Origin of the sequence: Micromonospora sp. KC207, assembly GCF_004348615.1 — a bacterium.
Lineage (GTDB): Bacteria > Actinomycetota > Actinomycetes > Mycobacteriales > Micromonosporaceae > Micromonospora.
Genome location: NZ_SMKJ01000074.1, coordinates 1 through 24,613 on the forward strand (window position 1 = coordinate 1; position 24,613 = coordinate 24,613).

The window sequence follows — 24,613 nt, forward strand, 5'->3', positions numbered from 1 at the left end:
CCAGAAACCACACCCGAACCCGCCACACCATCCACCCCACCAGACGACACCACATCCAAACCAGCAACCACCTCCCCCACCCCCGCACCAAACACCACCGCACGATGCTCAAACACCGACCGCGACGACACCAACGACCAACCCACATCCACCAAACCCACACCACCGCCAGAAAGACCCCCACACAACTCCCGCACCCGACCCGCCTGCGCCCGCAACGCCCCCACCGAACGACCCGACACCACCACCGGAACCACCGACAACACCCGACCACCACCACCACCGACGACCGGCTCCTCCACCGTCACGGGAGCCTGCTCGAGAACCAGATGCGCATTCGTACCGCCCATGCCGAAGGAGCTGACTCCGGCGAGGCGCGGGCGATCGGCGTCGCGGGCGGGCCACGACTGCAGTTCGGTCTGCACCCGCAGGTTCAGCTCGTCGAGGGGGATGTTCGGGTTCGGCGTACGAAAGTTGAGGCTCGGCGGCAGCACTCCCTCGCGTACGCACAGCACCGCCTTCAGCAGGCCGGTGATGCCGGCGGCCCCCTCCAGGTGGCCGACGTTGGTCTTGACCGATCCGACCGCGAGTCGGTTGCCGGAAGGGCGGGCGGCACCCAGCACCGCCCCGAGGGCCGCAGCCTCGACGGGGTCGCCGGCCTTCGTCCCGGTGCCGTGCAGCTCGACGTAGTCGACGTGCTCGGGGGCCACCCCCGCCCGCTCGTACGCCCGGCGGAGCAACGCCTTCTGGGCCTCCCGGTCGGGATGGGTGAGGCTGGGACCGCCGCCGTCGTTGTTGACGGCGCCGCCCCGGATGACGCAGTGCACCCGATCGCCGTCCTCGACCGCCCGGGTCAGCGGCTTGAGGACCAGGGCCACGCCGCCCTCACCACGGACGTAGCCGTTGGCCCGGGCGTCGAAGGTGAAGCAGCGTCCGTCGGGTGAGAGTGCTCCCATCCGTGCCATGCCGGCGGTGCTCTCCTCGGCAAGGATGAGACTCACCCCGCCGACCACGGCGACCCCGCTCTCGCCCCGCAGCAGACTCTCGCACGCCAGGTGGACGGCGACCAGCGAGGACGACTGCGCGGAGTCCACGGTGAAGCTGGGTCCGCGCAGGCCCAGCAGGTACGAGAGACGGTTCGCCATGAGACTGCGGTTCAGGCCGGTCGTGGTGTAGCCTCCGATGGCCGCGCCGGACCGGTGCAGCAGGGTGGCGTAGTCGTCGGCGGTGACCCCCATGAAGACGCCGGTGTCGGAGCCCCTCAGGTCGGTCGGCCGGATGCGGGCGTTCTCCAGGGCCTCCCAGCCGAGTTCGAGCATCAGGCGCTGTTGCGGGTCGACCGCAGCCGCCTGGCGCGGAGTCATCCCAAAGAACGCGGCGTCGGATTCGCCCTTTCCCTCCACCACCGCCCGCCAACTGCCGTCGGGCTGGCGATCGACCGCGCTCCGACCGCTGCGCAGCAGGTCCCAGAATTCCTCGACGCCCGATGCGCCGGGAAGCCGGCAGGACATACCGATGACGGCGATATCGCTGTGGCGCAGCACGTCACTCTTGACAGTCATGGGGTCTCCTGGGTCGAGAGAACAATGCTCGGAAGCTCATCCACGGTCCGACGGGACAGTTCCGCTGCGCTGCACGCGTCTGCGTCCACAGCGCGTCGTCCCGACGGACGCTCGCGACAACGGTGGTCGACAGGTTCCGGGTTTCACCGGGCCGTTTCAGGTCCGGGTCGGTCGGCCAAGGGTGTTGATCCGAGCGTCACCTGATCTGACGCCCAGGCCGGGTCACCACGTCACCGGCAGGGCCACGAGGCTGCGTACCATCATTCCTCGGTTCCATTCGAGTTCGCTTTCCTCGACGGCCAGGCGGAGGCCCGGAAGTCGCCTGACCAAGGCACCGACGGCGGCCTGTATCTCCAGTCTGGCCAGTGACGCCCCGATGCAGTAATGGGGACCGTGTCCGAAGGCGATGTGCGGGTTCGGTTCACGGTCGAGCACGACGTCGGCGGCTTTGGTGAAGACGTCGTCGTCCTGATTGGCGGACGCCAGCGAGAAGACGACGGCGTCGCCGGCCCGGATGGTCGTCCCGTTGAGTTCCAGGTCCTCGGTGGCGATGCGGGTCGGGCCGACGGACGCCCAGAGCGGGGCGACGCGCAGCAGTTCCTCGACGGCCGTGGGGATCAGCTCCGGGCGGGCGTGGAGCTGCTCGTACCGGGTCCGGTCGCGAAGCAGGAGGAAGACCTGCGAAGCGATCTGGCTGGCGGTGGTCTCGTGGCCACCGACGAGCAGGCCGCCGGTGAGCATGACGAGTTCGTCCTCGGTGAGCCGGTCGCCGTCGTCCCGGGCCTCGACCAAGGCGCCGAGCAGGTCGTCGGTGCGGTGCGCGCGGCGCTGTGCGAGGAGGCCGCCAAGGTACTCGACGAAGTCCTGCACCGCCCGGTCGACCTGGTCTGCCGTGTATCGGGTGGAGGACATCAGGGCGTCGCCGAAGGCGCGGAACAGGTGCTGCTCGTCGTACCCGATGCCCATCATCTCGCAGATGATCATCACTGGCAGGGGGAGCGCGAGCTGCTGTACGAGGTCGGCGGGCGGCCCGGTCTCTATCACGTCGTCGAGGATCTGGTCGGCGAGCTGGACGACGCGCGGGGCGATGTCCCGTACGCGCTTGGGCGTGAACGCCGCGGCGACGAGCCTGCGCAGTCGGGCGTGCGCGTCGGGGGGAAGGCCCATCAGCCCGTCGGGTTCCTGGAGACGGGGGGAGGCGCGGGGCACGTCGCGCCCGGCTCCGGCTGCGATGCTGAGCCGGGGGTCAGAGAGGGCCTTCTTGGCGTCGGCGTGCCGGGTGACCAGCCAGGCGTCCCCTCCGTAGGGCATGCGGACGCGGGCGACCGGCTCTTTCGAGCGCAGTTCGCCGTATGTGGGATCGATATTCAGGTCGGCGCGGTCACTGAAGGGGTAGAACCTGCAGGACCCGGCCGTTATTTGGTGCTCCATGGCAGCTTATCCTCCAGGCAGGGTGCGGTTCCGCATTGATCAAGGATGCGGTTTTGCATTGATCTTGACAAAGCCCCCCGAACCGCTCGCCCCTTCCGCCGATTTAGCAAACACTGATCGATGACCATTGTCACGAAGCTGCAGAAGACTATGTCATGTCTTGATTATGAACCGACCCGATCGCTAAAGACAATGACCACAATCAACTGCTAAAACGAATGCTCCGAGCGTTGCAGACAGCACTATGTCAGGTCCAGACTTGCGGACATCACGATTCGTACCGAAACTTACGACGCCCCAGAGAAGTACGCGGCACGGCTTCCCCGCCGCCGCAGCCCTGACTCGCCGCCCAGCACGAGAAGATCAGTCCACGACGACACGACTCACACTTCGCGACCTCCACAGCACTTTCGATTCCGCATTAGCCGGCGCTCCGGAAACGGTCAGGCCCTTCGACGTGCCCGGTCAGGCGGTGCCTGCGCGGAGGGTCGGCGTGGCGACGGAGACGGCCGCGGGCGACAGCTCGAACCGGGACGATTCCCTCCCTGACCGGACGGCCCTCGCGCACCAGGCCCTCTTTCCGTTCGGCCCGACGGCCGAGACCACCGAGGAGATGAGCTCACCATGACGCAGACCCCGAACGCTCCGGCGGGACCGATCGACCTGCCCAAGGGCGCCGACGCCCAGGGGCTGCTGGACTGGTTCGCCTACATGCGGAAGAACTGGCCCGTCTCCTGGGACGAGACCCGCCAGGCCTGGCACGTGTTCTCCTACCGCGACTACCAGACGGTCACCACGAACCCGCTGGTCTTCTCCTCGGACTTCACCTCGGCCTTTCCCGTCCCGCCGGAACTGGCCCTGCTGATGGGCCCCGGCACCATCGGCGGCATCGACCCGCCGCGGCACGCGCCGCTGCGCAAGCTGGTCAGCCAGGCGTTCACTCCCCGCCGGATCGCCCAGCTCGAGCCGCGGATCGGGCAGATCACCGCCGACGTGCTCGACCGGGTACGTGACCAGGACCGGATCGACATCGCCAGCGACCTCGCGTACCCCCTGCCGGTGACGGTCATCGCCGAACTGCTCGGCATCCCCACCGAGGACCACGAGAAGTTCCGCGAGTGGGTGGACATCATCCTCAGCAACGAGGGCCTGGAGTACCCCAACCTCCCGGACGACTTCACCGAGACGGTCGGCCCCGCCATCGAGGAGTGGTCCGAGTTCCTGTACGCGCAGATCGCCCAGAAGCGTGCCGAGCCGAAGGACGACCTGATCAGCGGCCTCTGCGAGGCGGAGGTCGACGGGCGCAGGCTGACCGACGAGGAAGTCGTCAACATCGTCGCCCTGCTGCTCACCGCCGGGCACATCTCCAGTGCCACGCTGCTCAGCAACCTGTTCCTGGTGTTGGAGGAGCACCCGGAGGCCCAGGCGGCGGTGCGCGCCGACCGCAGCCTCGTCCCGGGTGTGATCGAGGAGACGCTGCGCTACCGGTCCCCGTTCAACTGCATCTTCCGGATCCTGAACGAGGACACCGACATCTTTGGGCACCCCATGCGCAAGGGCCAAATGGTGATCGCGTGGATCGCCTCCGCGAACCGCGACACCGAGGTGTTCACGGACCCGGACACCTTCGACGTCCGACGCGAGTCGAACAAGCACCTGGCGTTCGGCCACGGCATCCACCACTGCCTGGGCGCGTTCCTGGCCAGGCTGGAGGCGAAGGTCTTCCTCAACCAGGCACTCGACCAGTTCACCGAGTTCCGGATCGACCACGACGGCGTCGAGTTCTACGACGCCGACCAGCTCACCGCGCGACGCCTGCCCATCCACGTGGTACGCGACGGACAGCCGTCGAGGTGAGAGGGGACGTTCCCTTCCTGGATCTCGGTGCCGCCAACGAAGAGGTACGGGCCGGCCTGGACGCCGCGTACGCCCGGGTGTCCGCCTCCGGCTGGTACCTGCTCGGGCCGGAGCTGGACGCGTTCGAGGCGGAGTTCGCCGCATACTGCGCGGCGCGTCACTGCGTCGGGGTGGGCAGCGGGCTTGACGCCCTGGTGCTGGCCCTGCGGGCGCTGGGCGTCGGCCCCGGTGACGAGGTGATCGTGCCGGCGCACACGTTCATCGCGACGTGGCTGGCGGTCTCGGCCACCGGGGCCCGGCCGGTGCCGGTCGAACCCGACGAGCGCACCTACGGCATCTGCCCGGACAGGTTGGCCGCGGCGTTCACCCCCGCGGTCAAGGCGGTGCTCGTCGTGCACCTGTACGGGCACCCGGTCGACCTGGACGCGGTGCGGGCGGTCGCCGACCGGCACGACGTACCTGTGGTGGAGGACGCGGCGCAGGCCCACGGCGCCGCCTACCGGGGGCGACCCGTCGGCGCCGGCGGCGTCGTCGCGTTCAGCTTCTATCCGGCGAAGAACCTCGGTGCGCTCGGCGACGGCGGGGCCGTCGTCACCGACGACCCCCGGGTCGCCGAGCGTGTCCGGCTGCTGCGCAACTACGGCTCCGCGCGGAAGTACGACCACCAGGTGCAGGGCGGCAACTCGCGGCTTGACGAGTTCCAGGCGGCGGTGCTGCGGGCCAAGCTGCCCCACCTGGACGAGTGGACCGAGCGGCGGGCCCGGGTGGCCCGGCGCTACACGGAGGCGCTGGCCGGTCTGCCGGGCCTCGTCCTGCCCTCCGTCGCGCCGTGGGCGTCGTCCGCGTGGCACCTGTACGTGGTACGCACCCCGCACCGCGAGGCGCTGCGGGCCCGACTGGCCGACGCGGGGGTGGCGACGCTGGTGCACTACCCGGTCCCGGCGCACCGCTCCGGGGCGTACCGGGACACCGAGGACGTGCGGCGGGCTGGGCCGCTGCCGATCAGCGAGCGGCTGGCCGAGGAGGTCCTGAGCCTGCCGATCGGCCCCCACCTGCCCGACGAGGGCGTCGAGACGGTGGTGACCGCCGTGCGCGACATCGTGACCGACCTCGGCGCGGGGGTGGGGCCGCCCCACCGGTGAGGTGCCGCCGGGCACGACCAGCCCGCGCGCCGCCGGAAACGACCGGACCACCTCAACGTCGAGAAGCCCGAGGAGCGTCGATCGCCATGTCCCCGCCCGCCGATCCGTCCGAACTCTGGCTACGCCGCTACCGGCCCGTCGACGACCCTGCCGTGAGGCTGTTCTGCTTCCCGCACGCCGGGGGCGCCGCCAGCGCGTACCTGCCGTTCTCCCGCCGGCTCGCCGCCGACGTGGACGTGCTGGCGGTCCAGTACCCGGGCCGGCAGGACCGCCGGGGCGAGCCCTTCGTCGAGTCCGTCGACGCCCTGGTGGAGGGGCTGCTGCCCGCCGTGCTCGCCTGGGCGGACCGGCCGACGGCCTTCTTCGGGCACAGCATGGGCGCCACGGTCGCCTTCGAAGCCGGCCGCCGGCTCCCGCCGGCCGCCGCCGATCGGCTCGTGCACTTCTTCGCCTCCGGCCGCCGCAGCCCGTCCGTCCGTCGGCGGGACCGGTTCTACCGGTTTGACGACGAGCTGATCGACGAGATCCGCCGGCTCGAGGGCACCGACTCCAGCCTGCTGGACGACGAGGAGTTGCTGAACATGCTCCTTCCCGCCATCCGCAACGACTACCGGGCCGTCGCCGCCTACGACTACCGGCCCGGCCCCGGGGTGCGCTGCCCGGTCACCGTGCTCACCGGTGACGCCGACCCGAACGTGACCGCCGACGAGGCCGCGGCGTGGGCCAAGGTGACCGCGGCGGCCACGGTGGTCCGCACCTTTCCCGGCGGGCACTTCTACCTCAACGGTCAGCTCGACGCGGTGTGCGCCGAGATCACGGCCGCTCTCACGGCGCCGTCCACGGCCCGACCGGGAACCGGCCCCGGCTGAGACCCACACCGCCCCGGCGCGGTCACGGCGTCCCGGGCCGATCATCAGGCGCGGCTCACCCCGATCGCCTCGCCCTGGCGCAGCTCCAGCCGGGTCCCCGTGAAGGTGCTCCGCATTCGCCGGTCGTGCGTGACCACCACCAGCATCCCGGCGTAGCCGTCCAGCGCCTGTTCCAGCTCCTCTACGAGCAGGGGCGCGAAGTGGTTGGTGGGCTCGTCCAACAGCAGCAGGTCGGCCGGGCGGCTGACCAGCCGGGCCAGGTCGATCCGCCGGCGCTGCCCGACCGAGAGCGTCCCGACCGGCATGCGCAGGCCCTCGGGGCGGAAGAGACCGAGCGCGAGCAGCTCCTCAACGTACTCGTCGGGCGGGCCCGGCCGGCCAGACGCGTACGTCTCCAGCAGGGTGCGGCCGGGTTGCCCGACCGTCACGTCCTGACGCAGGTGGCCGACCCGGGCCGGCAGCCGCACCGTTCCGCCGTCCGGGACGAGTTCCCCGGCGAGCACCCGCATCAGGGTGCTCTTGCCCGCACCGTTTCGGCCGGTGATCAGCAGCCGTTCGGCGGGGCCGATGCTCAGCTCCGGCACGTGCAGGCGGTCGCCCACCCGGACGTCGGTCAACTCGACGCAGCGGATGTCGGCGTCCGTCGGGTCCGGGGCGACGGACGCGGTGAACCGCAACGGGTCGGCGGGACGCAGGACCGGGTTCTCCCGCAGGCGACGGAGCCGCTCGTTGGCGTTGCGGGCCTTGCGGGACGTCGCCGTCGACGAGGACCGGGAGCGGTGGGCGCCGGCGCCGCTGAACGCCGCCGGCCCCTTGCGGGAGATCGACCTGAGCATCGTCCCGGCCCGCTCCGCGAGCTCGGACTGCCGCTCGACCTCGGCCAGCCAGTCCGCGTACGCGCGCTCCCGGGCCGCTCGGACGGCTGCCTTGGCCCGCAGGTAGCTGGCGTAGCCGTCGCCGTACCGGTGCACGGCCCGGGTGTCGGTGTCGACCTCGAAAATGGTGGGGGTGACCGACTCCAGGAACATCCGGTCGTGGGTGACCACGACGACGGTGCCCCGGTGTGACCGCAGGTGATCCTCCAGCCACTCCACGGCCTCGGTGTCGAGGTCGTTGGTGGGTTCGTCGAGCAGCAGCAGTTCCGGCGCGGCGGCCAGGGTCGCCGCGAGCGCGAGTCGGGACCGCTCCCCGCCGGAGAGCGTGTCGACGTCGCGGTCGCGGTCGAGCTCGGCCAGGCCGAGACCGTGCAGGGCGGCGTCCACCCGGGCGTCGGCCTGGTAGCCGCCGCGCGCCTCGAACTCGGTGAGCAGCGTGCCGTAGGCGTCCAGCTGCGCGGGCGTGGCGGTGGCCAGGTCCGCCTCGGCGGCGCGCAACCGGGTCTCCAGGTCGCGCAGGTCGGCGAGCGCGTGGTCCACCACGTCCCGTACGGTGCTGCCGCCGGCCGGCAGCCGGAGCCGCTGGGCGAGATAACCGATGCCGCCGGGCGCCGAGACGGTCAACTCACCGTCGTCCGGCGTCTCCAGCCCGGCGACGAGCCTCAGCAGGGTCGACTTCCCCGACCCGTTCTCGCCGATGACGCCGGCCTTCTCCCCCGGCTTGACGGTCAGTGAGACCCGATCCAGGACGACCCGCTCGGTGTAGTGCTTGGTCACCTCGTGCAGGACGAGCTGCGAGTGGGTTGACGGCGGGCTGTTCCGCAAGGGGGCCTCCTGTATCGGAGCTGGTACGTCCGATCGGTCACGGACTCACGGACGGGAGCCGCGTGGAGGGCCTCCCTGGCTCCTTTTACCAATGTCCGATTTCCACCCCAGTCAACCATGTGACCGTCCCGGTCGGCATACCAGCCGCTCATCTGCTCAGCGGTGGACTCGCTGGTTTGTGGGCGGGTCAAGTGCCGCCGCAGCATCTCGGGCAGGGACACGTCGAGGTAGCAGCACAGCGACTGTCCTCGGACGACGACCTGCGAGTATTCGGCGATCTCGGTCATCGAGCACGGCCGAACTACCTGACGAACCCGTTACGTGACGTCAACGACCGTTACTCGGAAAGCCTTGGCGCGTCACGCGCGGCGGATGACGAAATCGGCGCTGGTCGACGAGACGACGGGGGATGTTGGCGGGCGGCGTGGCCGCGGCGATCTCTCCGGTGGTGATGCTGCGCCGCGCCAGGAGCCAATGGTTTGCGGCCCGGCTGCCAGCAGATCCGCCGGCACCCGGCGTCCGCAGGGGGCACGACAAGGCTCCGACCAGCGGCGAACGCCTGGCCGGAGCCGGACACGTCCCGGTCAGGCGGCCGGCGTGGCCCGAGTTTGCAGCCCGACCCGCAACGCCTCGACAACAAGGTCAAGCAGCTCGTCCCGATGGGAGACACCGCCGGGCACCAAACGGAGCAATTCGGCACCCACCCGGCGGAGCAGTTCGTCGGCGAGCGGCGCGATTGCGGTCACCGAGCCGGCAAGAACGTGCAGTACCTCGGCCAGCGGAGCGTCTGGCCGGCTTGCGACTCTGGCGGCCAGCACCGCACGAGCGCCCCGGACGCCGAACGCGCCGTCCGGGCGCGGCAGGAGGACTCCGCTATCGACCAGCGGGCGGGTCAGACTCGGGTCGGCACGTAGCACCTGGTCGATCGTCCGGTCCGGCAGGATGAATTTGCCGATTACCACGTCCGGGTCGATCAAGGCACAGATCGCTTCCAGCGGAAGGCCCCGTCCCTGTAGAAGTGCGACAGTCCGCATTCGGTTGAGGTGGGGACGGTCGTAGTAGGGTGTCCGGCCGATCCGGTTCGGCGGCTGAAGTAGCCCGCGGGTGTGGTAGGAACGGATGGTCCGCGGGGTGAGCCAGACCTCGGCCGCAAATTGGTCGATGGTCATCAATAGTATCCCCTGCCTCCGATCATCGCCGCAGCAGCCCCGAGCCAATGGCAGCCGCCGGGCGCAGTGGGCCACGGCTTGTCCACTTCCTGCCGGACCGCGGTGTCAAGTTCAGAAGATCGACGGAGCGCCGACCATCCGCGTAGATCCACCGACGCCGACGGAAAGATCCAGGCATCCAGCAGGCCTGCCCCGAGCGGTTTACGCCGGAGATCATCAAGCAACATTCCACATCCTCCCGGACCGCAATTGTGGCAGCGTCGCTATAAGCAAAACATAAAGGGGTCGACAGGCGTTCACCGCGCGCGTGCCGGCCTGCGCATAGACGCGCGCCACCGACCGGCCCGCGCCCGCCATACCCGCAAGGCACCTGGGCCCGAGTGCGACCCACCACCCGCGTCACCTTGACCTGGATGTTCGTGATGCATGCATGGTGGCGCTTCGCGACTTACAGAGGTTCTGCGGGGCAATGCCACTTCTTTAGTGGCACCCTCGGCGTCCCTGGCGAACCGGGAGCTTGCCGCTGCCACCCGCCCGCCGCGGCCCGCCCCGGCGCGCAGGAAGGACGGTGAGCCGGTCCGCCCGATCGTCCAGCACACTGCCACCAGCACTGACGCCGACAGCGCCCACGCCAGCGACCCGTTTCGCCCGAGCACCAGACGCTCGACCCGCGACAGTGGTTGGTCAGGGGAAGGACCCGGCCCCACGCCACGAACGCCGGCGCGGGGAGACCCTGCTGTACGCAGCCCGGACCAACGTCGCGGCGTCGGACGCGCTGCCGAATTCCCGCGCCCCAACAGCTCCACCAGAAGGTGTCAACCCCGCCTGGGTGATTATTGTCACCTGCCACGTTGGGCAATTTGGACACCGCTTAGCCTCCTGCATCCAACAGGAAGATCTGACCATCCGGGCTGACGCCACCAACGCCATCCCGTTGGCCAAGAATTCACTTGTGTAGATATGACTCGGTGAAGTCCACACATCACCTGTCGCACATCCGACAGTCGCCGATCGATGGGTTGAAAGGGAAGCGAGCTGCCCGTTCGGCCCATCGTCGGGAGGATGATCGGATGAGTCAAAAACCGTCAACACATTCGCCAGACCCCATGTCATGGAAGGAATCGCTTCCATTTATTTGAGCGTCGCCGGTTGCTGCCGATGCTTGTCGGTGTCCATCCCCCCACGAGGGCTCCATGGAGGTCCCAGGATGAACGTTCCGACCAGGCTCCGGCACAACGGCCAGAGCATCCGCACTGTCCTGCTCCAGATGACGCTGGCGGTAGCGATGATCTTCGCTGCCACCGCAGTGGCCGCCCCCGCTCAGGCGGCCAAGGATGCCAAGACCGCGCCCACGGCCGGCACCGAGGCCGCGGTCGGTGCGGCCGCCGCACCGGCCGCCGCACCGGCCGGAGCCAAGGTGCTCGGCAGCGACTCGGTGATCGGGCCGGCGGCCTCCTACAGCTACAACGTGTACTACTACGCGCCCAACTACGTCGAGGCCTACTACACCGTGTACTCGGGATCGGTCAGCTTCGGCGTGCACTGCGCGGGCTGGGGCTGGGTCAACGGTCCCTACGTCGGGGTCGGCTCCTGGTTCAGCTGGGTCGACTGCGGTTCGTACGGGCCGGCGACCGCATTCCGGTTCCAGACCATCGGCTGATCCCACGACCGGCTGATCCCGCAACTGGGTGAGGCCCCAATTGGGAGGGCCAACATCGGGAGGAGCACGATCGGCCCAACCGCGATCAGCTGAGTCCCGTTCGGCCAACAGAGGTGCGGCCTCCCGGTTCTCCCGGGGGGCCGCACCCGTACGTGCGTCGAACCGGTCAGCCCGCACCGCCGCCGGGCGACGGTGCGGGCGACTACCGCCAGCCGGTCAGTTCGTGCTCAACGCCTCGGTCGGCGCGAGCCGGGCGGCGCGGGCCGCAGGGTAGACACCCGCCAGCACACCGGTGCCGACCGCTACCGCGAGCCCACCGAGCAGGGCCGTCGGCGGCAGGACAGCCGGCCATCGCTCAGCTACGGCGTAGCCGGCTGTGACCGCCGCACCGAGCAGTATTCCCAGCGCACCGCCGATGCCGGTGAGCAGTACGGACTCGGCCAGGAACTGGCTGGCGACATGCCCGCGGCTGGCACCGAGCGCCCGGCGCAGCCCAATCTCCCGGCGCCGTTCGAGCACCGAGATGATCATCGTATTGGCCACTCCGATCCCGCCGACCAGCAGCGCAACCGCGCCGAGCCCCAGGAACAACGAGGAGTACGCCTGCTCGACCAGACGTTGCGCGGCCAGTGCGTCGGACGGACGAGAGACGAGCACTTCCTCGGGCCGCTGCGGGTTTGCCGTGCGCCCGAGGACCGCCCGTACGTCGTCGACAGCCTCGTCGTCCACGCGGACGAAGATCGCCTGCGGGCGCCCGTCGAAGCCAAGGTAGCGCTGCGCCGCCGGCCAGCCGACAAGGACCGAGTTGTTGATCTCCGGGGTGAGTGGGAGTCGGTCGAGCACCCCGACAGTGATGTACCAGCGGTCATTGATCCAGACCGGCGGAGCCGGTTCACCTGGCCGCGGCTCGACGCCCAGCAGTTCACTGGCCCGGGCACCCAGCACCACGGCCGGGTACTGCTCGGTCACGCGATCGAGGAATACCCCGACGCGCATCGTCGCCTTCAGCACAGCCGGCAGGTCGAGTCGGGCGGCGGCGACCGCGAGGCCGTTGGTCTCGTCCTCCGGCACCAGGTTGGTCCGTCGCACCTTGGCTGAGGTGTAGCCGATGGCGGAGGCCGACTGCACCGGCTCGATGCGTTGGATCATCGGCACCGACTCCGCAGGAAGCTGCGCTCGCTTTCCGGTGACCAGGTTCTGGCCGGGCGTGACGGTGAGCAGGTTCGGCCCGAGCGCGGCCAGCCCCGCCCGCACCGCGGCCTGGTTGGACGCCGGAATGCCGATCACCGCGATCAGGGCGGCGATCCCGATGGTGATCCCGAGGGCCGCCAGCACCGTGCGCGCCGGGCGGACCCGGATACCAACCGTGGCGAGCCCGAGCAGGTCGGGCAACGACAACCGGGTGGGCGGTGGCAGTCGCACGGTCATCCGGCCACCGCACAGTGTTGGGTGACGTCGGCGCGGATCTGCCCGTCGAGCATCTCCACTCGACGGGGGAACTGACCGGCGATGCTGAGATCGTGCGTGATCACCACGATCGTGGTGCCCTCGGCGTTGAGTTCCCGGAGCAGGTCGAGCACCTCGGCACCCACCCGGGAATCGAGGTTGCCGGTGGGTTCGTCGGCCAGCACGATGCTGGGACGGTTCACCACGGCCCGGGCGATCGCGACCCGTTGCCGTTCCCCGCCGGACAGTTCGGTCGGCAGGTGGTCGGCCCGGTGCGCGAGCCCGACCCGTTCGAGTGCCTCATCCGCGCGGGCTCGCCGCAACCGGGTGGGGACACCCCGGTAGAGCTGCGCCGTGACCAGGTTCTCCCGTGCGCTCAACCCGTCGGTCAGGTGGAACGACTGAAAGACGAACCCGATCCACGAGGCCCGCAATGCGGAAAGCCGGCGGTCGGTCAGCCGGTCGACCCGGTGTCCGTTGATCCACACCGTTCCGGTCGTGGTCCGGTCGAGGGTACCCATCAGGTGCAACATGGTCGATTTGCCGGAACCGGACGGCCCGACGATGGCAATCATCTCGCCCGCGTGCACGCGGAGGTTCGCCGCACGTAGTGCGTGGACGCCGCCTGGATAGATCCTGGAAACGTTCTCCAACTCCAGCACCGCGGTCATCCCGCGACCACCACTACCATGCCCTCGGTGACCCCGTCCCCGGAGACCTCGACCAGACCGTCGGCAAACAGGCCCAGTTCGACCGCGTAGTACCGCTGCTCGCCCTCGGCCGCCTCGATTCCGTAACCGCCCTCGCGCAGCGCCACCAGGGCCTCGATCGGCAGGGCGAGCGCATCGTCACGGCTGGCCCCGTCGAACCGGACGGTGACCGGGCCGGTGTCCACCTTGGTGGCCAGCGCGGAGTCGGTGAAGCCGATCGTCACCGTGAGCGTGGACCGATCGTCCTCGTCACCACCGACGGCGACGACCGACTTGATCATGCCGGTCGTGGACCGTCCGTCGGCCAGGTCGAGGCGGACCTCGGCGTCGGGACGTGCGAAGCCGCGCTGAGCCTCCTCCAGTTCCGCCGTGACCAGTCGCCCGACACCGGACACGTTGAGCACCTCACTCTGGGCTGAGCCACCGAGCCGCCCGGTCACCTCGTCGACCCGTACCTCACCGGGGAGCACCACAACGTCGCCGGGGGCGAGTCGCCCGGTCTCTGGCAGGCCGAGTCTCTGCTGCCACTCCTTGAGTGCCCGCCGGGTGCCCGACCGGAACTTGCCGTCCACCGTGCCAACGTCATAGCCGAGCGCGTCCAGATTGCGTTCCAGGACCAGAACGTCGGGCCCGGAGGACACCCCGTCGCCGATGTCCCGGTACATCGGAGTGTCCCCGACCAGCAGCGGGACAGGGTCAGCGTCCACCGAGTAGAGCCGCTCTCCCCGCCTGACCAGCGCGCCGGCGTTGGGCAACCAGGTGATGGTGCCGGCCCGGCGACCGGTCACCGGACTGGTCCGCCCGTACCCGACCATGCCGCCGACCACGATCCGCTCGACCAGATCGGTCTTCGTGACCGTCGCGGTGCGCCGAGGCGTGGCCGCCTCCCGCGCCGGCTCGGCGGAGACACCCTGGAGTCGGCTGTACGCCGTGACTCCGCCGGTGCCGAGCACGGCCACGGCCACGACGCCCCCGAGCAGCCAGCGCTGTCGCCGCTCGCGTCGCATCCGCACCGGACCGCCGCTCTGGCTGGTGGTCGCCGCGCTCACGATCCGGCACCCGGCGTGGCTGGCAGGTAGCCCGCCTCCTGCCGGCACTCGCGTAGCTTGGCCAGGACGGTCGGGTTGCTGATGTCGATCCCCGGCGGGATGGCCAGCGAACCGGAGCCGCCACCGGAGTGCGGGTCGGGGTCGGGATAGTCGAAACCACCGGCGCGCATGCACTTGGCCAACGCCCGGGCCTGCTCCAGTTCCTCCTCGCCGAGCGGCTGCGGGTTACCGCCGTTGGGCAGGTGCTGGCGGCACTGCTCGAGCGCGGCAAGTTCCCGCTGCTGCTGGCCGGGCGCCTTGGTGGAGTCGACCTTGCCCGAGTCGTGCCCCGAACCGCCGCCCAACTCATTGCTGTCACTATTCGCGTCGAGATCGACTCCCTGCTCCTTCATACACCGCCGGAACTCGTCCTGGTTCGCGTCCACGGGCGCGCTGGAGACACCGGACACCGACGCGACCTCGTTACTGCCGGCCTTGGTGGCACAGCCGGTGGCCAGCAGTAGCGTGGCCAGCAGGATGGGCGTTAACAACTCACGACTCATGGCGTTCCTCTTTCCAGGGTCCTCTCCCGATCAGGATCATCGCCAGCTCAGGAGGATGTCACTCTTGCCAAAAGGTGTACCAGCGAGCTGATATTGGTGGCGTAAGCGGTACTTCTTATCTCGAACTTACGATCGATTGGTGCACACTGGAGCCGGTGCGACGAGAAGGGACCTCAATGCGCGTACTGATCGTGGAAGATGAGGCCGTACTGGCTGAGGCGACGGCCGAGGGACTGCGCCAGCGGGCCATGGCGGTGGACCTGTGCGCAGACGGCGCCACCGCGCTGGAGCTGATCAGCATCAACCGCTACGACGTCGTCGTCCTCGATCGCGACCTGCCTGTGGTACACGGCGACGATGTCTGCCGGGCAATCGTCTCGGCCGGTGGTGAAGCCAGAGTGATCATGCTGACCGCCTCGGTCGACCTCGACGAACGGGTACACGGGCTCAGCATCGGCGCGGACGACTACCTGACCAAACCGTTCGCCCTCGCCGAACTCGTCGCCCGGGTACAGGCACTCGGTCGGCGTGCCAGGCCGGCGCTACCGCCGGTGCTGCGTCGTGCCGGCATCGAACTCGACGTCCCCCGGCACCAGGTGCTCCGGGACGGCCGGTTCATCGCGCTGTCCCGAAAGGAATTTGCCGTACTGGAAGTTCTGATGCGGGCCGAAGGCGCCGCGGTCAGCGCCGAGGAACTGTTGGAGAAGGCATGGGACGAACACATCGATCCGTTCACGAACGCGGTTCGAGTGACAATGATGACTTTGCGAAAGAAGCTGGGCAGCCCGGCGGTGATCGAAACGCTGTCCGGAGTGGGTTACCGATTGGGCGAGTAGTCCTGCGTCGCCTGTCAGTCAAGGGACACCTGGTCCTCATGTGCGGCGGGATCTTTCTGCTCAGCGCCGTCATCCTACTCACGATCAACTACATCCTGTTCCGGGCGGCGCTCCCTCCGGTCGCCAGCGGACGAATCGACACCACGGGCCCGACCCCGACATCGATGGTGCGACCGCTGAACGCGGACATGGCCGCCGAGTACCGCATCGACGTACTTGACACGCTGCTGGTGCAGTCCGGCGTGACGCTTGCCATCACCCTGCTGCTTGCCCTGCTGGTGGGCTGGATCGTCGCCAGTCGCATGCTGCGGCCGGTACGGGTGATGGCCGAGGCGGCGCGCCAGTTCAGCGCGGAGAACCTGAACCAGCGCATCCGGATGCGGGGACACCGCGACGAGTTGACCGACCTGGCCGACACCTTCGACGAGATGCTCGATCGGCTGTCGGACTCGTTCGACAGTCAGCGGCGGTTCGTGGCCAACGCCTCGCATGAACTGCGCACACCGTTGGCCGCGCAGCGCATCCTGGTCGAGGTGGCGTTGGCCCGGAAGAGCACCGACCCGGCCGTACGGGGCCTGTGCTCACGCCTGCTCGCGATGAACGTCCGGATCGAGTCCCTCATCGAAGGGTTGTTGGTGCTGGCCCGCAGCGATCGCGGGCTGGACCACCGCACACCGGTGCGGCTCGACGAGGTGGCTGCCGGGGTGATCGACGCGCAGCGCACCCGCGCCAGCCAGAACGGCCTGCGCATCCACGCCGACCTGACACCGCAGGTCATCAATGGCGACCGGGTGCTACTGGAACGCCTGGTGATCAACCTGGTGGACAACGCGATCAAGTACAACCATTCGGGAGGGCAGGTCTGGGTGCGGGTCGGCTCCCCGGGACCCGTGCTCACGGTCGGCAACACTGGGCCGGTCGTACCGGTCGACCAGGCTGCCACGCTGTTCGAGCCGTTCCGGCAGCTACGCCGAGGCCGGGACAGCACGGATCACGGGGTGGGTCTGGGGCTGTCGATCGTCGCCTCGATCGCCCGGGCCCACCGCGGATCCGTGCGGGCCCAGCCGCGACCGACGGGTGGCCTCGTCGTCCTGCTCGACGTGCCGGAACCCGCTCCGACCCAGCCGCGGACCAAGCGGTACGTCGGTGCGGCGATCGCGTTGGACAGGGCCTACTCGGGCAGGTCGGTGCGGAGATGATCGGCGGTGGCCGAGCCGAGCGCGCGACACGTTCAGATCCACTGCCTGACGACGATGGCGGCGTTGTCCCCGTTGTCGCCCAGATTGTCGTCGTTGAACGAGAGGACGAGCTGCCCGCGCCCGTGGGCGAGGCCGCGATGATCGCCCTGTATCCGGCGCGGCCGCTGGACCACGTCCGGCTCGAGGCCCGCGAGGGCCGGAGCCGTTACGACGGCAACTGGACCGCCCGCGTCCACGCCATCTGCGCCGGTGTGGTCCAGGACTGCTCGTGTGCGGCGTTGATCAGCGTGGTGACGTCGAGGGCGGGGCTGGCGGCGCAGACGACGATCTGGAGGTGGCCTCCGGCGGTCGCCGCCACACCCCACGCGACCAGCTTCATCGACATACCGGCCATCGAGGAGCCGACCGGTGCACCCGTGCGATCCGACTACCGGGCATCTCCGGGCGTCCGCCGCTCGCTACCCACCATCGACGCGCTGGTCATCGCACCCGCAACCTACAACTCGATCAACAAGGTCGCCCTCGGCCCGGCCGACGACTACGCCATGACCACCTCGCCGAACTCATCGGACGACAGGTGCCGACCGTCATCGTCCCCTTCGTCAACAACGCCCTCGCCGCACGAATCCCCTTCCGCCGCGCCGTGACCAGCCTCTTCGACGAAGGAGTACACGTCGTCCTCGGCCCCGAACACGGATTGAGAGCCGAATCTATCGGCCCTTCGTGTCTGTTTCGCATGGCCGGCCGCGTGCAACCTCCGCTTCAACATCGACAATCGCTGATGTATTGTGGAAGCGCTCCCATATCCCGTTCACACCGAACCCGCTTCGAGGAGCTGAAACATGTCGCGCTGGCGTCGTCATCCAGCCCCCGCACTGGCAGGGCTGCTCGTTCTGGTCCTGTCCGCGCTCCTGTTGCCACCGGCTTCGGCGGCCGACACCCCCCACACCAGGGCGGTGCCCCTCACCGAGCTGACCGTGGTGTCCGAACAGGTGGCTTCCGGTCTCCAGCGTCCGATCGCGCTCACCGGGCTGCCGGACGGCCGGATGCTGATCGCGGAGAAGAACGGCACCGTCCGCGCCTACCATCCCGACACCGGCCTGGCGGCCCAGCCGGTGCTCGACCTGACCGCCCGGATCGACACGTCGGGCAACGAACGTGGCCTCCTCGGCATCACGCCTGCGCCGAACTTCGCGCGGACCGGGATGCTCTACGTCGCCTATACGAGCATGCCGGCCGGCGCGCTGACCCTGGCGCGACTGCCGATCGGCGCTCCTGAGCGGCTACAGGTGCTACTCACCCAGGAGCACGCCGAGTACAACAACCACAACGGCGGACAGGTGGCGTTCGGCCGCGACGGCTACCTCTACTGGTCCCTCGGCGACGGCGGCCACTCGAACGACCCGTACAAGGCCGGTCAGGACCTCAGCACCCTGCTCGGCAAGATCGTGCGGATCGACGTCAACCGCACCTGCGGGGCGAAGCCCTACTGCGTACCCGCCAGCAACCCGTTCGTCCAGAAGCGCGGCGCGCGACCAGAGATCTGGCTCTACGGGCTGCGCAACCCGTGGCGGTTCTCCGTCGATCCGGTCGACGGCTCACTGTGGATCGGTGACGTCGGCCAGGGCCTGGTCGAGGAGATCAACCACATCCGCCCGTGGCAGGGTGGGGCGAACCTCGGCTGGTCCTGCCGGGAGGGCACTCCGGTGTTCGACCCGGCGCAATGCCGCCCGGGCGTGGTGTACACCGACCCGGTCTTCGAGTACGAACACTTCATGACCGAGAGCTGCTCGGTGACCGGCGGCGTGGTGTACCGAGGGTCCGCCACCCCGGAGGCGTGGGGGACCTACATCGCGAGCGACTACTGCTCGACCCTCGCGTTCGCCGTTCGCCCCAAGTCCACGGGCGGCTACGAGACCGCCACGATCGGCAACTTCCCCATCCAGCCGACCGCGATCGACGCCGACGTGCGCGGCGAACTGTACGTGCTCAGTGACTACCCGGGATGGCTGAGCCGGGTACGGTTCGAGCGCGTCCAGCCAGCCGCCGCATAGCGATCACCAAGCACCACCTAACCGCCCACGCGGACAAGGCCACACCGGACGGTACCCGACTCGTTCACTCGCGCTGCCAGCGCCGGGCAACCGGTGCCCGCAGCCAACCAGCACTACTCCACGCTGAAACGCCCTCCGGGGCTCACTTGAGCCGTATGCCGCGACGAGTGGCCCGTACGGATCTGAGGGAGCCCCGATGCAGCAATGCATCGGGGCTACCCGACTGCGCATCCGTCGCTGGTGTCACACCCACTGTCTGTGTTGCCCGCCTTAACACCCTGACGACCGCAAGTAGTCAACGAGCGTGTGGTCAGCAGCGACCCACTCATAGACTGAAGCGGTGAGATATGACAAACTCGAAGCGGACATTCGCCACCTGATCGCTGGAGCCAGCGAGGACAACCTCCGCATCTTCGGCGCCGAGACGGTCGCCCGTCTCGTCCGGGACGAACTGCCGCTCAACTTCGCAGCTGAGGACGAGCTCGACGAGGACGCGTGGGCGGCGCTCGCCATCGCACGCGAGAACGTCCTGACGACCAGCGCGACCGAGTTACGCACGCAGCTGGCGCGAATCGACGAAGGCATCCTCACAGACGGCGACATGGATCCCGAACTCCTGACCATCGTCTCCGCACTCGAACATTGGACCACCTACCTGGAGACGGACCAGCGCGGCGAACTCTACGAGCTTGCCATCCGCTCCATCGAGCAGGTCGATTTCCAGGTCTCAGCCGATCTCAACGACTTTCTAGCCAAGCCCCAGATGGCCGCCGAGTACGAACGGATCAAGCGGTTACTCACCGCGTAGAGGCCGCCAGAGCCCACCGTTCCCGGACATCCGCTTCTGCCGTCGCGACACGAGGTCGCACTTTGCGCGTGGGCTCGCAGTTAGATCCCCGACCCGAACCCGAACTCCTGCGGCAGGCACTCGAGGCCGTGGGCGAGACGGGGGACGACCGAGGGTGTGCCGTCGCGGCATGACCGTTGGCGGGCGGGCGGGGCGCGGCCCTGGCGGCGCGGCCCCTGTCCGGCACCAACGTTGACACGTATTGACTATCTCCGATCGGCCACTTAACGTATGACGTCATACGTTTAGATGCGCCACTTCCTTGGATGGCGTGACCATGTGATCGAGTGAAGCGCTTCGGTCGATGGCGCGGTGCCCGCACGCCGTGACGCCACTCCCAAGGGTGTAGCTGTGCCGGTTGGAGAAGACAAATGTCAGAAGTGACACGAAGGAAACTCCTCGGAGCCGGGGCGGCGGGGGCCGGTGCCCTGCTGCTGCCCACCGGCTGGACCGCGGCCGCCAAGGCCGGCGCGTTGGCACCGCCGCAGCTGCGCGCCGCGGGTGATATGGCGTTGTGGTACGACGAGCCGGCGGGCACGGACTGGCTTCGAGCACTGCCGATTGGTAACGGTCGGCTGGGTGCAATGGTGTTCGGCAATGTCGACGCCGAGCGGCTACAGCTCAATGAGGACACTGTGTGGGCCGGTGGTCCGTACGACTCGGCGAACACCCGTGGTGCGGCCAACCTGGCGGAGATCCGGCGGCGGGTCTTCGCCGACCAGTGGACCCAGGCGCAGGATCTGATCAATCAGACGATGGTTGGCAACCCCGCCGGGCAGTTGGCGTACCAGCCGGTCGGAAACCTGCGGCTGGCCTTCGGCAGCGCCAGCGGTGCCTCGCAGTACAACCGGGCGCTCGACCTCACCACGGCCACCGCCACCACCACCTACGTGCTGAACGGGGTTCGGTATCAGCGGGAGGTGTTCGCGAGCGCACCGGACCAGGTGATCGTTATCCAGCTGACCGCCGACCGGGCCAACTCGATTACGTTCAACGCCACATTCGACAGCCCGCAACGGACGACGGTGTCGAGCCCGGACAGCGCCACGATCGGCCTCGACGGCATCTCCGCAAACATGGACGGCGTCACCGGGCAGGTCCGCTTCCTCGCCCTGGTCAACGCCAGCGTCACCGGCGGCACGGTCAGCAGCTCCGGCGGCACCCTGCGGGTCTCCGGCGCGACCAGCGTCACGGTGCTGGTCTCGATCGGCACCAGCTACGTCAACTACCGCACCGTCAACGGCGACTACCAGGGCATCGCCCGGAGCCGCCTGAACGCCGCCCGCACCGCCGGCTTCGACCAGCTGCGCGCCCGGCACCTGGCCGACTACCAGGCGCTGTTCAACCGGGTGACGATCGACCTCGGACGCACCGCGGCGGCCGACCAGACGACCGACGTGCGGATCGCTCAGCACGCGAGCACGAACGATCCGCAGTTTTCCGCGCTGCTGTTCCAGTTCGGCCGCTACCTGCTGATCTCCTCCTCACGCCCGGGCACGCAGCCGGCAAACCTGCAGGGCATCTGGAACGATCAGATGGCCCCGTCGTGGGACTCGAAGTACACCCTCAACGCCAACCTGCCGATGAACTACTGGCCGGCCGACACGACGAACCTGTCCGAGTGTTTCCTGCCGGTCTTCGACATGATCAAAGACCTGACGGTGACCGGTGCCCGGGTGGCACAGGCGCAGTACGGCGCCGGTGGCTGGGTCGCCCACCACAACACCGACGCCTGGCGCGGCGCGTCGGTCGTCGACTACGCCCAGTCGGGCATGTGGCAAACCGGCGGCGCGTGGCTGGCCACGATGATCTGGGATCACTACCTGTTCACCGGTGATCTGGAGTTCCTGCGCGCGAACTACCCGGCGATGAAGGGCGCTGCCCAGTTCTTTCTGGACACCCTGGTCACCCACCCGACGTTGAACTACCTCGTCACCAACCCGTCGAACTCGCCAGAGCTGAGCCACCATTCGAACGCCTTCGTCTGCGCCGGCCCCACCATGGACAACCAGATCCTGCGCGACCTGTTCAACGGCGTCGCCCTGGCCAGCGAGGTCCTCGGCGTGGACGCCACCTTCCGTACCCAGGTGCGCACCGCCAAGGACCGGCTGCCACCGACGAAGGTCGGCTCCCGCGGCAACGTCCAGGAGTGGCTCGCCGACTGGGTGGAGACCGAGCGGACCCACCGTCACGTTTCCCATTTGTACGGGCTGCACCCCAGCAACCAGATCACCAAGCGGGGCACACCCCAGCTTCACCAAGCCGCGCGGCAGACACTCGAGCTGCGCGGTGACGATGGCACCGGATGGTCCCTCGCCTGGAAAGTCAACTTCTGGGCCCGGCTGGAAGACGCCGCACGGGCGTACAAGCTCCTCCGGGATCTGGTGCGCACCGACCGGCTCGCGCCGAACATGTTCGACCTGCACCCACCATTCCAGATCGACGGGAACTTCGGCGCCACCTCCGGCATCGCCGAGATGCTCCTGCAGAGCCACAACAACGAACTGCATCTGCTGCCCGCCCTACCGTCCGCCTGGCCCACCGGCAGCGTCACGGGTCTGCGCGGCCGCGGCGGATACACGGTTGGCGCTGCGTGGAGCAGCAGCCGGATCGAGCTCGTCGTCACCCCCGACCGCGCCGGCGCCGTTCGGGTGCGCAGCCAGATCTTCGCCGGCACCTTCGATCTGCGCGACGAGACCAACGGCACGGCGGTCCAGCCGACGCGGCTCGAAACCGATCTCATCGAGTTCGCCGGGCAGGCCGGTCACACCTACCGCGCGTCGGCCGTCAGGTCGGGGCCCGTGGTGGTCGGCGCCTACTACCGGCTCGTGGCCCAGCACAGCAGGAAGGCCGCCGACATCAGCGGCGGATCCACCGCGGCCGGCGCGCAGCTGATCCAGTGGTCGACCGGCACCGGACCCAACCAGCAGTTCGAGTTTCTGCCGTCCGACGGCGGCTACTACCGGATCCGGGCTCGGCACAGCGGCCTGGTCCTGCAGATCGCCAGCAACAGCAGCGGTGCCGACATCAACCAGCAGCCGGACACCAACGCCGCCAGTCAGCAGTGGCGACTCGTCGAACACGGCGGTGACGTGGTGAGCCTGGTCAACCGGCAAAGCGGCCTGGCCATGGACGTTTGGCAAGCCTCCACCGCTGACGGCGCCCGCGTTTCCCAGTGGACGCCCACCAGTAGCACCAACCAGCAGTTCCAACTCCAACGCGTCTAGCTTGATCTTCAACCCGTGGTCGGTTGGTATCGACCCTGGCTGATCATGGCCGCAGCCCTTGGTTGATCATTTTTCTTGTCCTAGGGAAGAAGATCAGGACCAAGGGCTGCGGGATGATCAGTGTGCCCGACGCCAAGCGCGGGAGCGCGGTGGGAAAGCTCGCGACGTTCCGTACGGAACTGCATCGTTGTCTGAGCGCCAGGGCTGATGCGTTGTTCGAGTTGGCTGACGCGGTGTTGTGCGCGGATGGGCCGGTACGGTCGCTGCCGGCGTTGTCGCTGGTGGCGGAGCATCGTCGAGGTCACGGCGCGTGGTACGACGCGCTTGGCGCGGGTCGGATCGATATAAAGGCGGTTGCGGGCCGTGGTGGCGTCGATGCCGGTCCCGCGGGCCGCTGACGGCGGATCGTCCTGGCGGTGGATGTCACCTGCTGGCTGCGGCCGCGAGCGCACACGGTGCCGGAGCGGATCCTGTGCCACACCTACGGTCGTGGCAAGGACCAGCACACCGGGGTGCCTGGCTGGCCGTACTCGTTCGTGGTGGCCCTGGAGTCCGGGCGCAGTTCGTGGACCGCGCCGCTGGACGCGGTCCGGCTGGCCCCGGGCACCGAGCGGGCCGCGGTCACCGCCGAGCAGCTGCGCGCGGTGGTGGACCGGCTGATCACCGCTGGGCACTGGCAGCCCGGTGACCCAGCGGTCTGGGTGGTGATGGATGCCGGCGACGACGCGGCCCGGCTGGCCTGGCTGCTACGGGACCTGCCGGTACGCGTCCTGGCCCGGATGCGACCCGACCGGGTGCTGCGCCGCCCGCCGGGGCCATGGACACCGGGCCCCAAGTGCGCTCGGCCACCCCGGCATGGCAGCGAGTTCATCTTCGGCGACCCGGCCAGCTGGGGCACCCCGGACGTGACCACCGTGACCGAGACCCGCCTCTACGGCACCGCGACCGCCCGCGCCTGGCACCGGCTGTGGCTCACCCGCCGCGCCGCCTGGGCCGACTGCCCCGATCTGCCCATCGGGGAAGGCGCCCTCATCCGCCTGGACGTGCAACGGCTGCCCTCCGGCGCGACCGCGAAGCCAGTCTGGCTGTGGTGGTCCACCGACCTCGGCCACCAGCCCAGCGACAATCCCAACCCGACCATCATCGATCTGCTGTGGCAGGCGTTCCTGCGCCGTTTCGACATCGAACACACCTTCCAGCTGCTCAAGCAGACCCTCGGCTCGACAGTGCCGAAACTCCGCGACCCGCACACCGCCGACCGCTGGACCTGGCTGATCATCGCCGCCTACACCCAACTCCGGCTGGCCCGACCC

General features: G+C 69.0%; 18 protein-coding genes and 3 pseudogenes. 11 read left to right on the forward strand and 10 right to left on the reverse strand.

The window, feature by feature from the left end; all coding sequences use genetic code 11:
- Together E1258_RS12110 and E1258_RS12115 are read right to left on the reverse strand one after the other, a co-directional pair.
- Positions 1-1,562 (reverse strand): polyketide synthase (locus E1258_RS12110; RefSeq protein ID WP_132399636.1); only part of this gene is annotated, 1,562 nt, incomplete at its 3' end.
- A 222-nt stretch (positions 1,563-1,784) separates the two neighbouring features.
- Positions 1,785-2,873: a cytochrome P450 gene (locus E1258_RS12115; protein ID WP_243715378.1), complete on the reverse strand. Its 1,089-nt coding sequence runs from the start codon at positions 2,871-2,873 to the stop codon at positions 1,785-1,787.
- 744 nt (positions 2,874-3,617) lie between these two features.
- Here E1258_RS12115 and E1258_RS12120 point away from each other — a divergent pair.
- From E1258_RS12120 to E1258_RS12130, 3 genes are all read left to right on the forward strand, one after another.
- Positions 3,618-4,850 (forward strand): cytochrome P450, encoded by a 1,233-nt coding sequence (locus tag E1258_RS12120; RefSeq protein ID WP_132399640.1) that lies wholly within the window; start codon positions 3,618-3,620, stop codon positions 4,848-4,850.
- Positions 4,847-5,992, forward strand: coding sequence for a DegT/DnrJ/EryC1/StrS aminotransferase family protein (locus tag E1258_RS12125; protein ID WP_132399642.1), 1,146 nt, complete (start codon positions 4,847-4,849; stop codon positions 5,990-5,992). Before E1258_RS12120 ends, E1258_RS12125 begins: the two co-directional genes overlap by 4 nt.
- An 86-nt stretch (positions 5,993-6,078) precedes the next feature.
- Positions 6,079-6,861, forward strand: a complete 783-nt coding sequence (locus tag E1258_RS12130) for a thioesterase II family protein (protein ID WP_132399644.1) — start codon at positions 6,079-6,081, stop codon at positions 6,859-6,861.
- A 44-nt stretch (positions 6,862-6,905) separates the two neighbouring features.
- Here E1258_RS12130 and abc-f read toward each other — a convergent pair whose 3' ends face one another.
- The 3 genes and pseudogenes from abc-f to E1258_RS12145 form a co-directional block, all read right to left on the reverse strand.
- Positions 6,906-8,561, reverse strand: a complete 1,656-nt coding sequence (gene abc-f, locus E1258_RS12135) for a ribosomal protection-like ABC-F family protein (RefSeq protein ID WP_132399646.1) — start codon at positions 8,559-8,561, stop codon at positions 6,906-6,908.
- Positions 8,510-8,809, reverse strand: a pseudogene (locus E1258_RS34650) (hypothetical protein); the annotation flags it as partial. The pseudogene E1258_RS34650 and the gene abc-f, both read right to left, overlap by 52 nt.
- A 336-nt stretch (positions 8,810-9,145) precedes the next feature.
- Positions 9,146-9,730: a MerR family transcriptional regulator gene (locus E1258_RS12145; protein ID WP_132399650.1), complete on the reverse strand. Its 585-nt coding sequence runs from the start codon at positions 9,728-9,730 to the stop codon at positions 9,146-9,148.
- 1,207 nt (positions 9,731-10,937) lie between these two features.
- Here E1258_RS12145 and E1258_RS12150 point away from each other — a divergent pair.
- Positions 10,938-11,390, forward strand: coding sequence for a hypothetical protein (locus E1258_RS12150; RefSeq protein WP_132399652.1), 453 nt, complete (start codon positions 10,938-10,940; stop codon positions 11,388-11,390).
- Between the two features lie 216 nt (positions 11,391-11,606).
- On the opposite strand, the gene E1258_RS12155 is transcribed toward E1258_RS12150, so the two are convergent.
- The 4 genes from E1258_RS12155 to E1258_RS12170 are packed head-to-tail and all read right to left on the reverse strand — an operon-like array spanning position 11,607 to position 15,137.
- On the reverse strand, positions 11,607-12,818 hold the full coding sequence (locus tag E1258_RS12155; protein WP_132399654.1) for an ABC transporter permease: 1,212 nt from the start codon (positions 12,816-12,818) through the stop codon (positions 11,607-11,609).
- Positions 12,815-13,507 (reverse strand): ABC transporter ATP-binding protein, encoded by a 693-nt coding sequence (locus tag E1258_RS12160; protein ID WP_132399656.1) that lies wholly within the window; start codon positions 13,505-13,507, stop codon positions 12,815-12,817. The genes E1258_RS12155 and E1258_RS12160 overlap by 4 nt, the downstream gene beginning before the upstream one ends.
- Positions 13,504-14,595 carry a peptidoglycan-binding protein gene (locus E1258_RS12165; protein ID WP_132399658.1) on the reverse strand — a complete coding sequence of 364 codons (1,092 nt, stop codon included), beginning with the start codon at positions 14,593-14,595 and terminating at the stop codon, positions 13,504-13,506. The genes E1258_RS12160 and E1258_RS12165 overlap by 4 nt, the downstream gene beginning before the upstream one ends.
- A complete protein-coding gene (locus E1258_RS12170; RefSeq protein WP_132399660.1) occupies positions 14,592-15,137 on the reverse strand; it encodes a hypothetical protein in 546 nt (181 codons plus the stop codon). The genes E1258_RS12165 and E1258_RS12170 overlap by 4 nt, the downstream gene beginning before the upstream one ends.
- 176 nt (positions 15,138-15,313) lie before the next feature.
- On the opposite strand from E1258_RS12170, the gene E1258_RS12175 reads away from it, so the two are divergent.
- Both E1258_RS12175 and E1258_RS12180 read left to right on the forward strand, forming a co-directional pair.
- Entirely contained in the window at positions 15,314-15,973 is a 660-nt protein-coding gene (locus E1258_RS12175) for a response regulator transcription factor (RefSeq protein ID WP_132399662.1), read from the forward strand.
- Positions 15,974-16,137: 164 nt separating this feature from the next.
- A complete protein-coding gene (locus E1258_RS12180; protein ID WP_207919523.1) occupies positions 16,138-17,172 on the forward strand; it encodes a HAMP domain-containing sensor histidine kinase in 1,035 nt (344 codons plus the stop codon).
- Positions 17,173-17,204: 32 nt separating this feature from the next.
- On the opposite strand, the gene E1258_RS33270 is transcribed toward E1258_RS12180, so the two are convergent.
- Complete coding sequence (locus E1258_RS33270; RefSeq protein ID WP_165949734.1) at positions 17,205-17,408, reverse strand: hypothetical protein; 204 nt, start codon at positions 17,406-17,408, stop codon at positions 17,205-17,207.
- A 51-nt stretch (positions 17,409-17,459) separates the two neighbouring features.
- Between E1258_RS33270 and E1258_RS12185 the strand changes: the two are divergent.
- The 5 genes and pseudogenes from E1258_RS12185 to E1258_RS12205 form a co-directional block, all read left to right on the forward strand.
- A pseudogene (locus E1258_RS12185) lies at positions 17,460-17,863 on the forward strand (flavoprotein); the annotation flags it as partial.
- 151 nt (positions 17,864-18,014) lie between these two features.
- Positions 18,015-19,226 carry a sorbosone dehydrogenase family protein gene (locus E1258_RS12190; RefSeq protein WP_132399666.1) on the forward strand — a complete coding sequence of 404 codons (1,212 nt, stop codon included), beginning with the start codon at positions 18,015-18,017 and terminating at the stop codon, positions 19,224-19,226.
- A 340-nt stretch (positions 19,227-19,566) separates the two neighbouring features.
- Positions 19,567-20,034, forward strand: a complete 468-nt coding sequence (locus tag E1258_RS12195) for a hypothetical protein (protein ID WP_132399668.1) — start codon at positions 19,567-19,569, stop codon at positions 20,032-20,034.
- Between the two features lie 410 nt (positions 20,035-20,444).
- Positions 20,445-23,300, forward strand: a complete 2,856-nt coding sequence (locus E1258_RS12200; RefSeq protein ID WP_132399670.1) for a glycoside hydrolase N-terminal domain-containing protein — start codon at positions 20,445-20,447, stop codon at positions 23,298-23,300.
- 113 nt (positions 23,301-23,413) lie between these two features.
- Positions 23,414-24,613 (forward strand): annotated as a pseudogene (locus E1258_RS12205) (transposase); the annotation flags it as partial.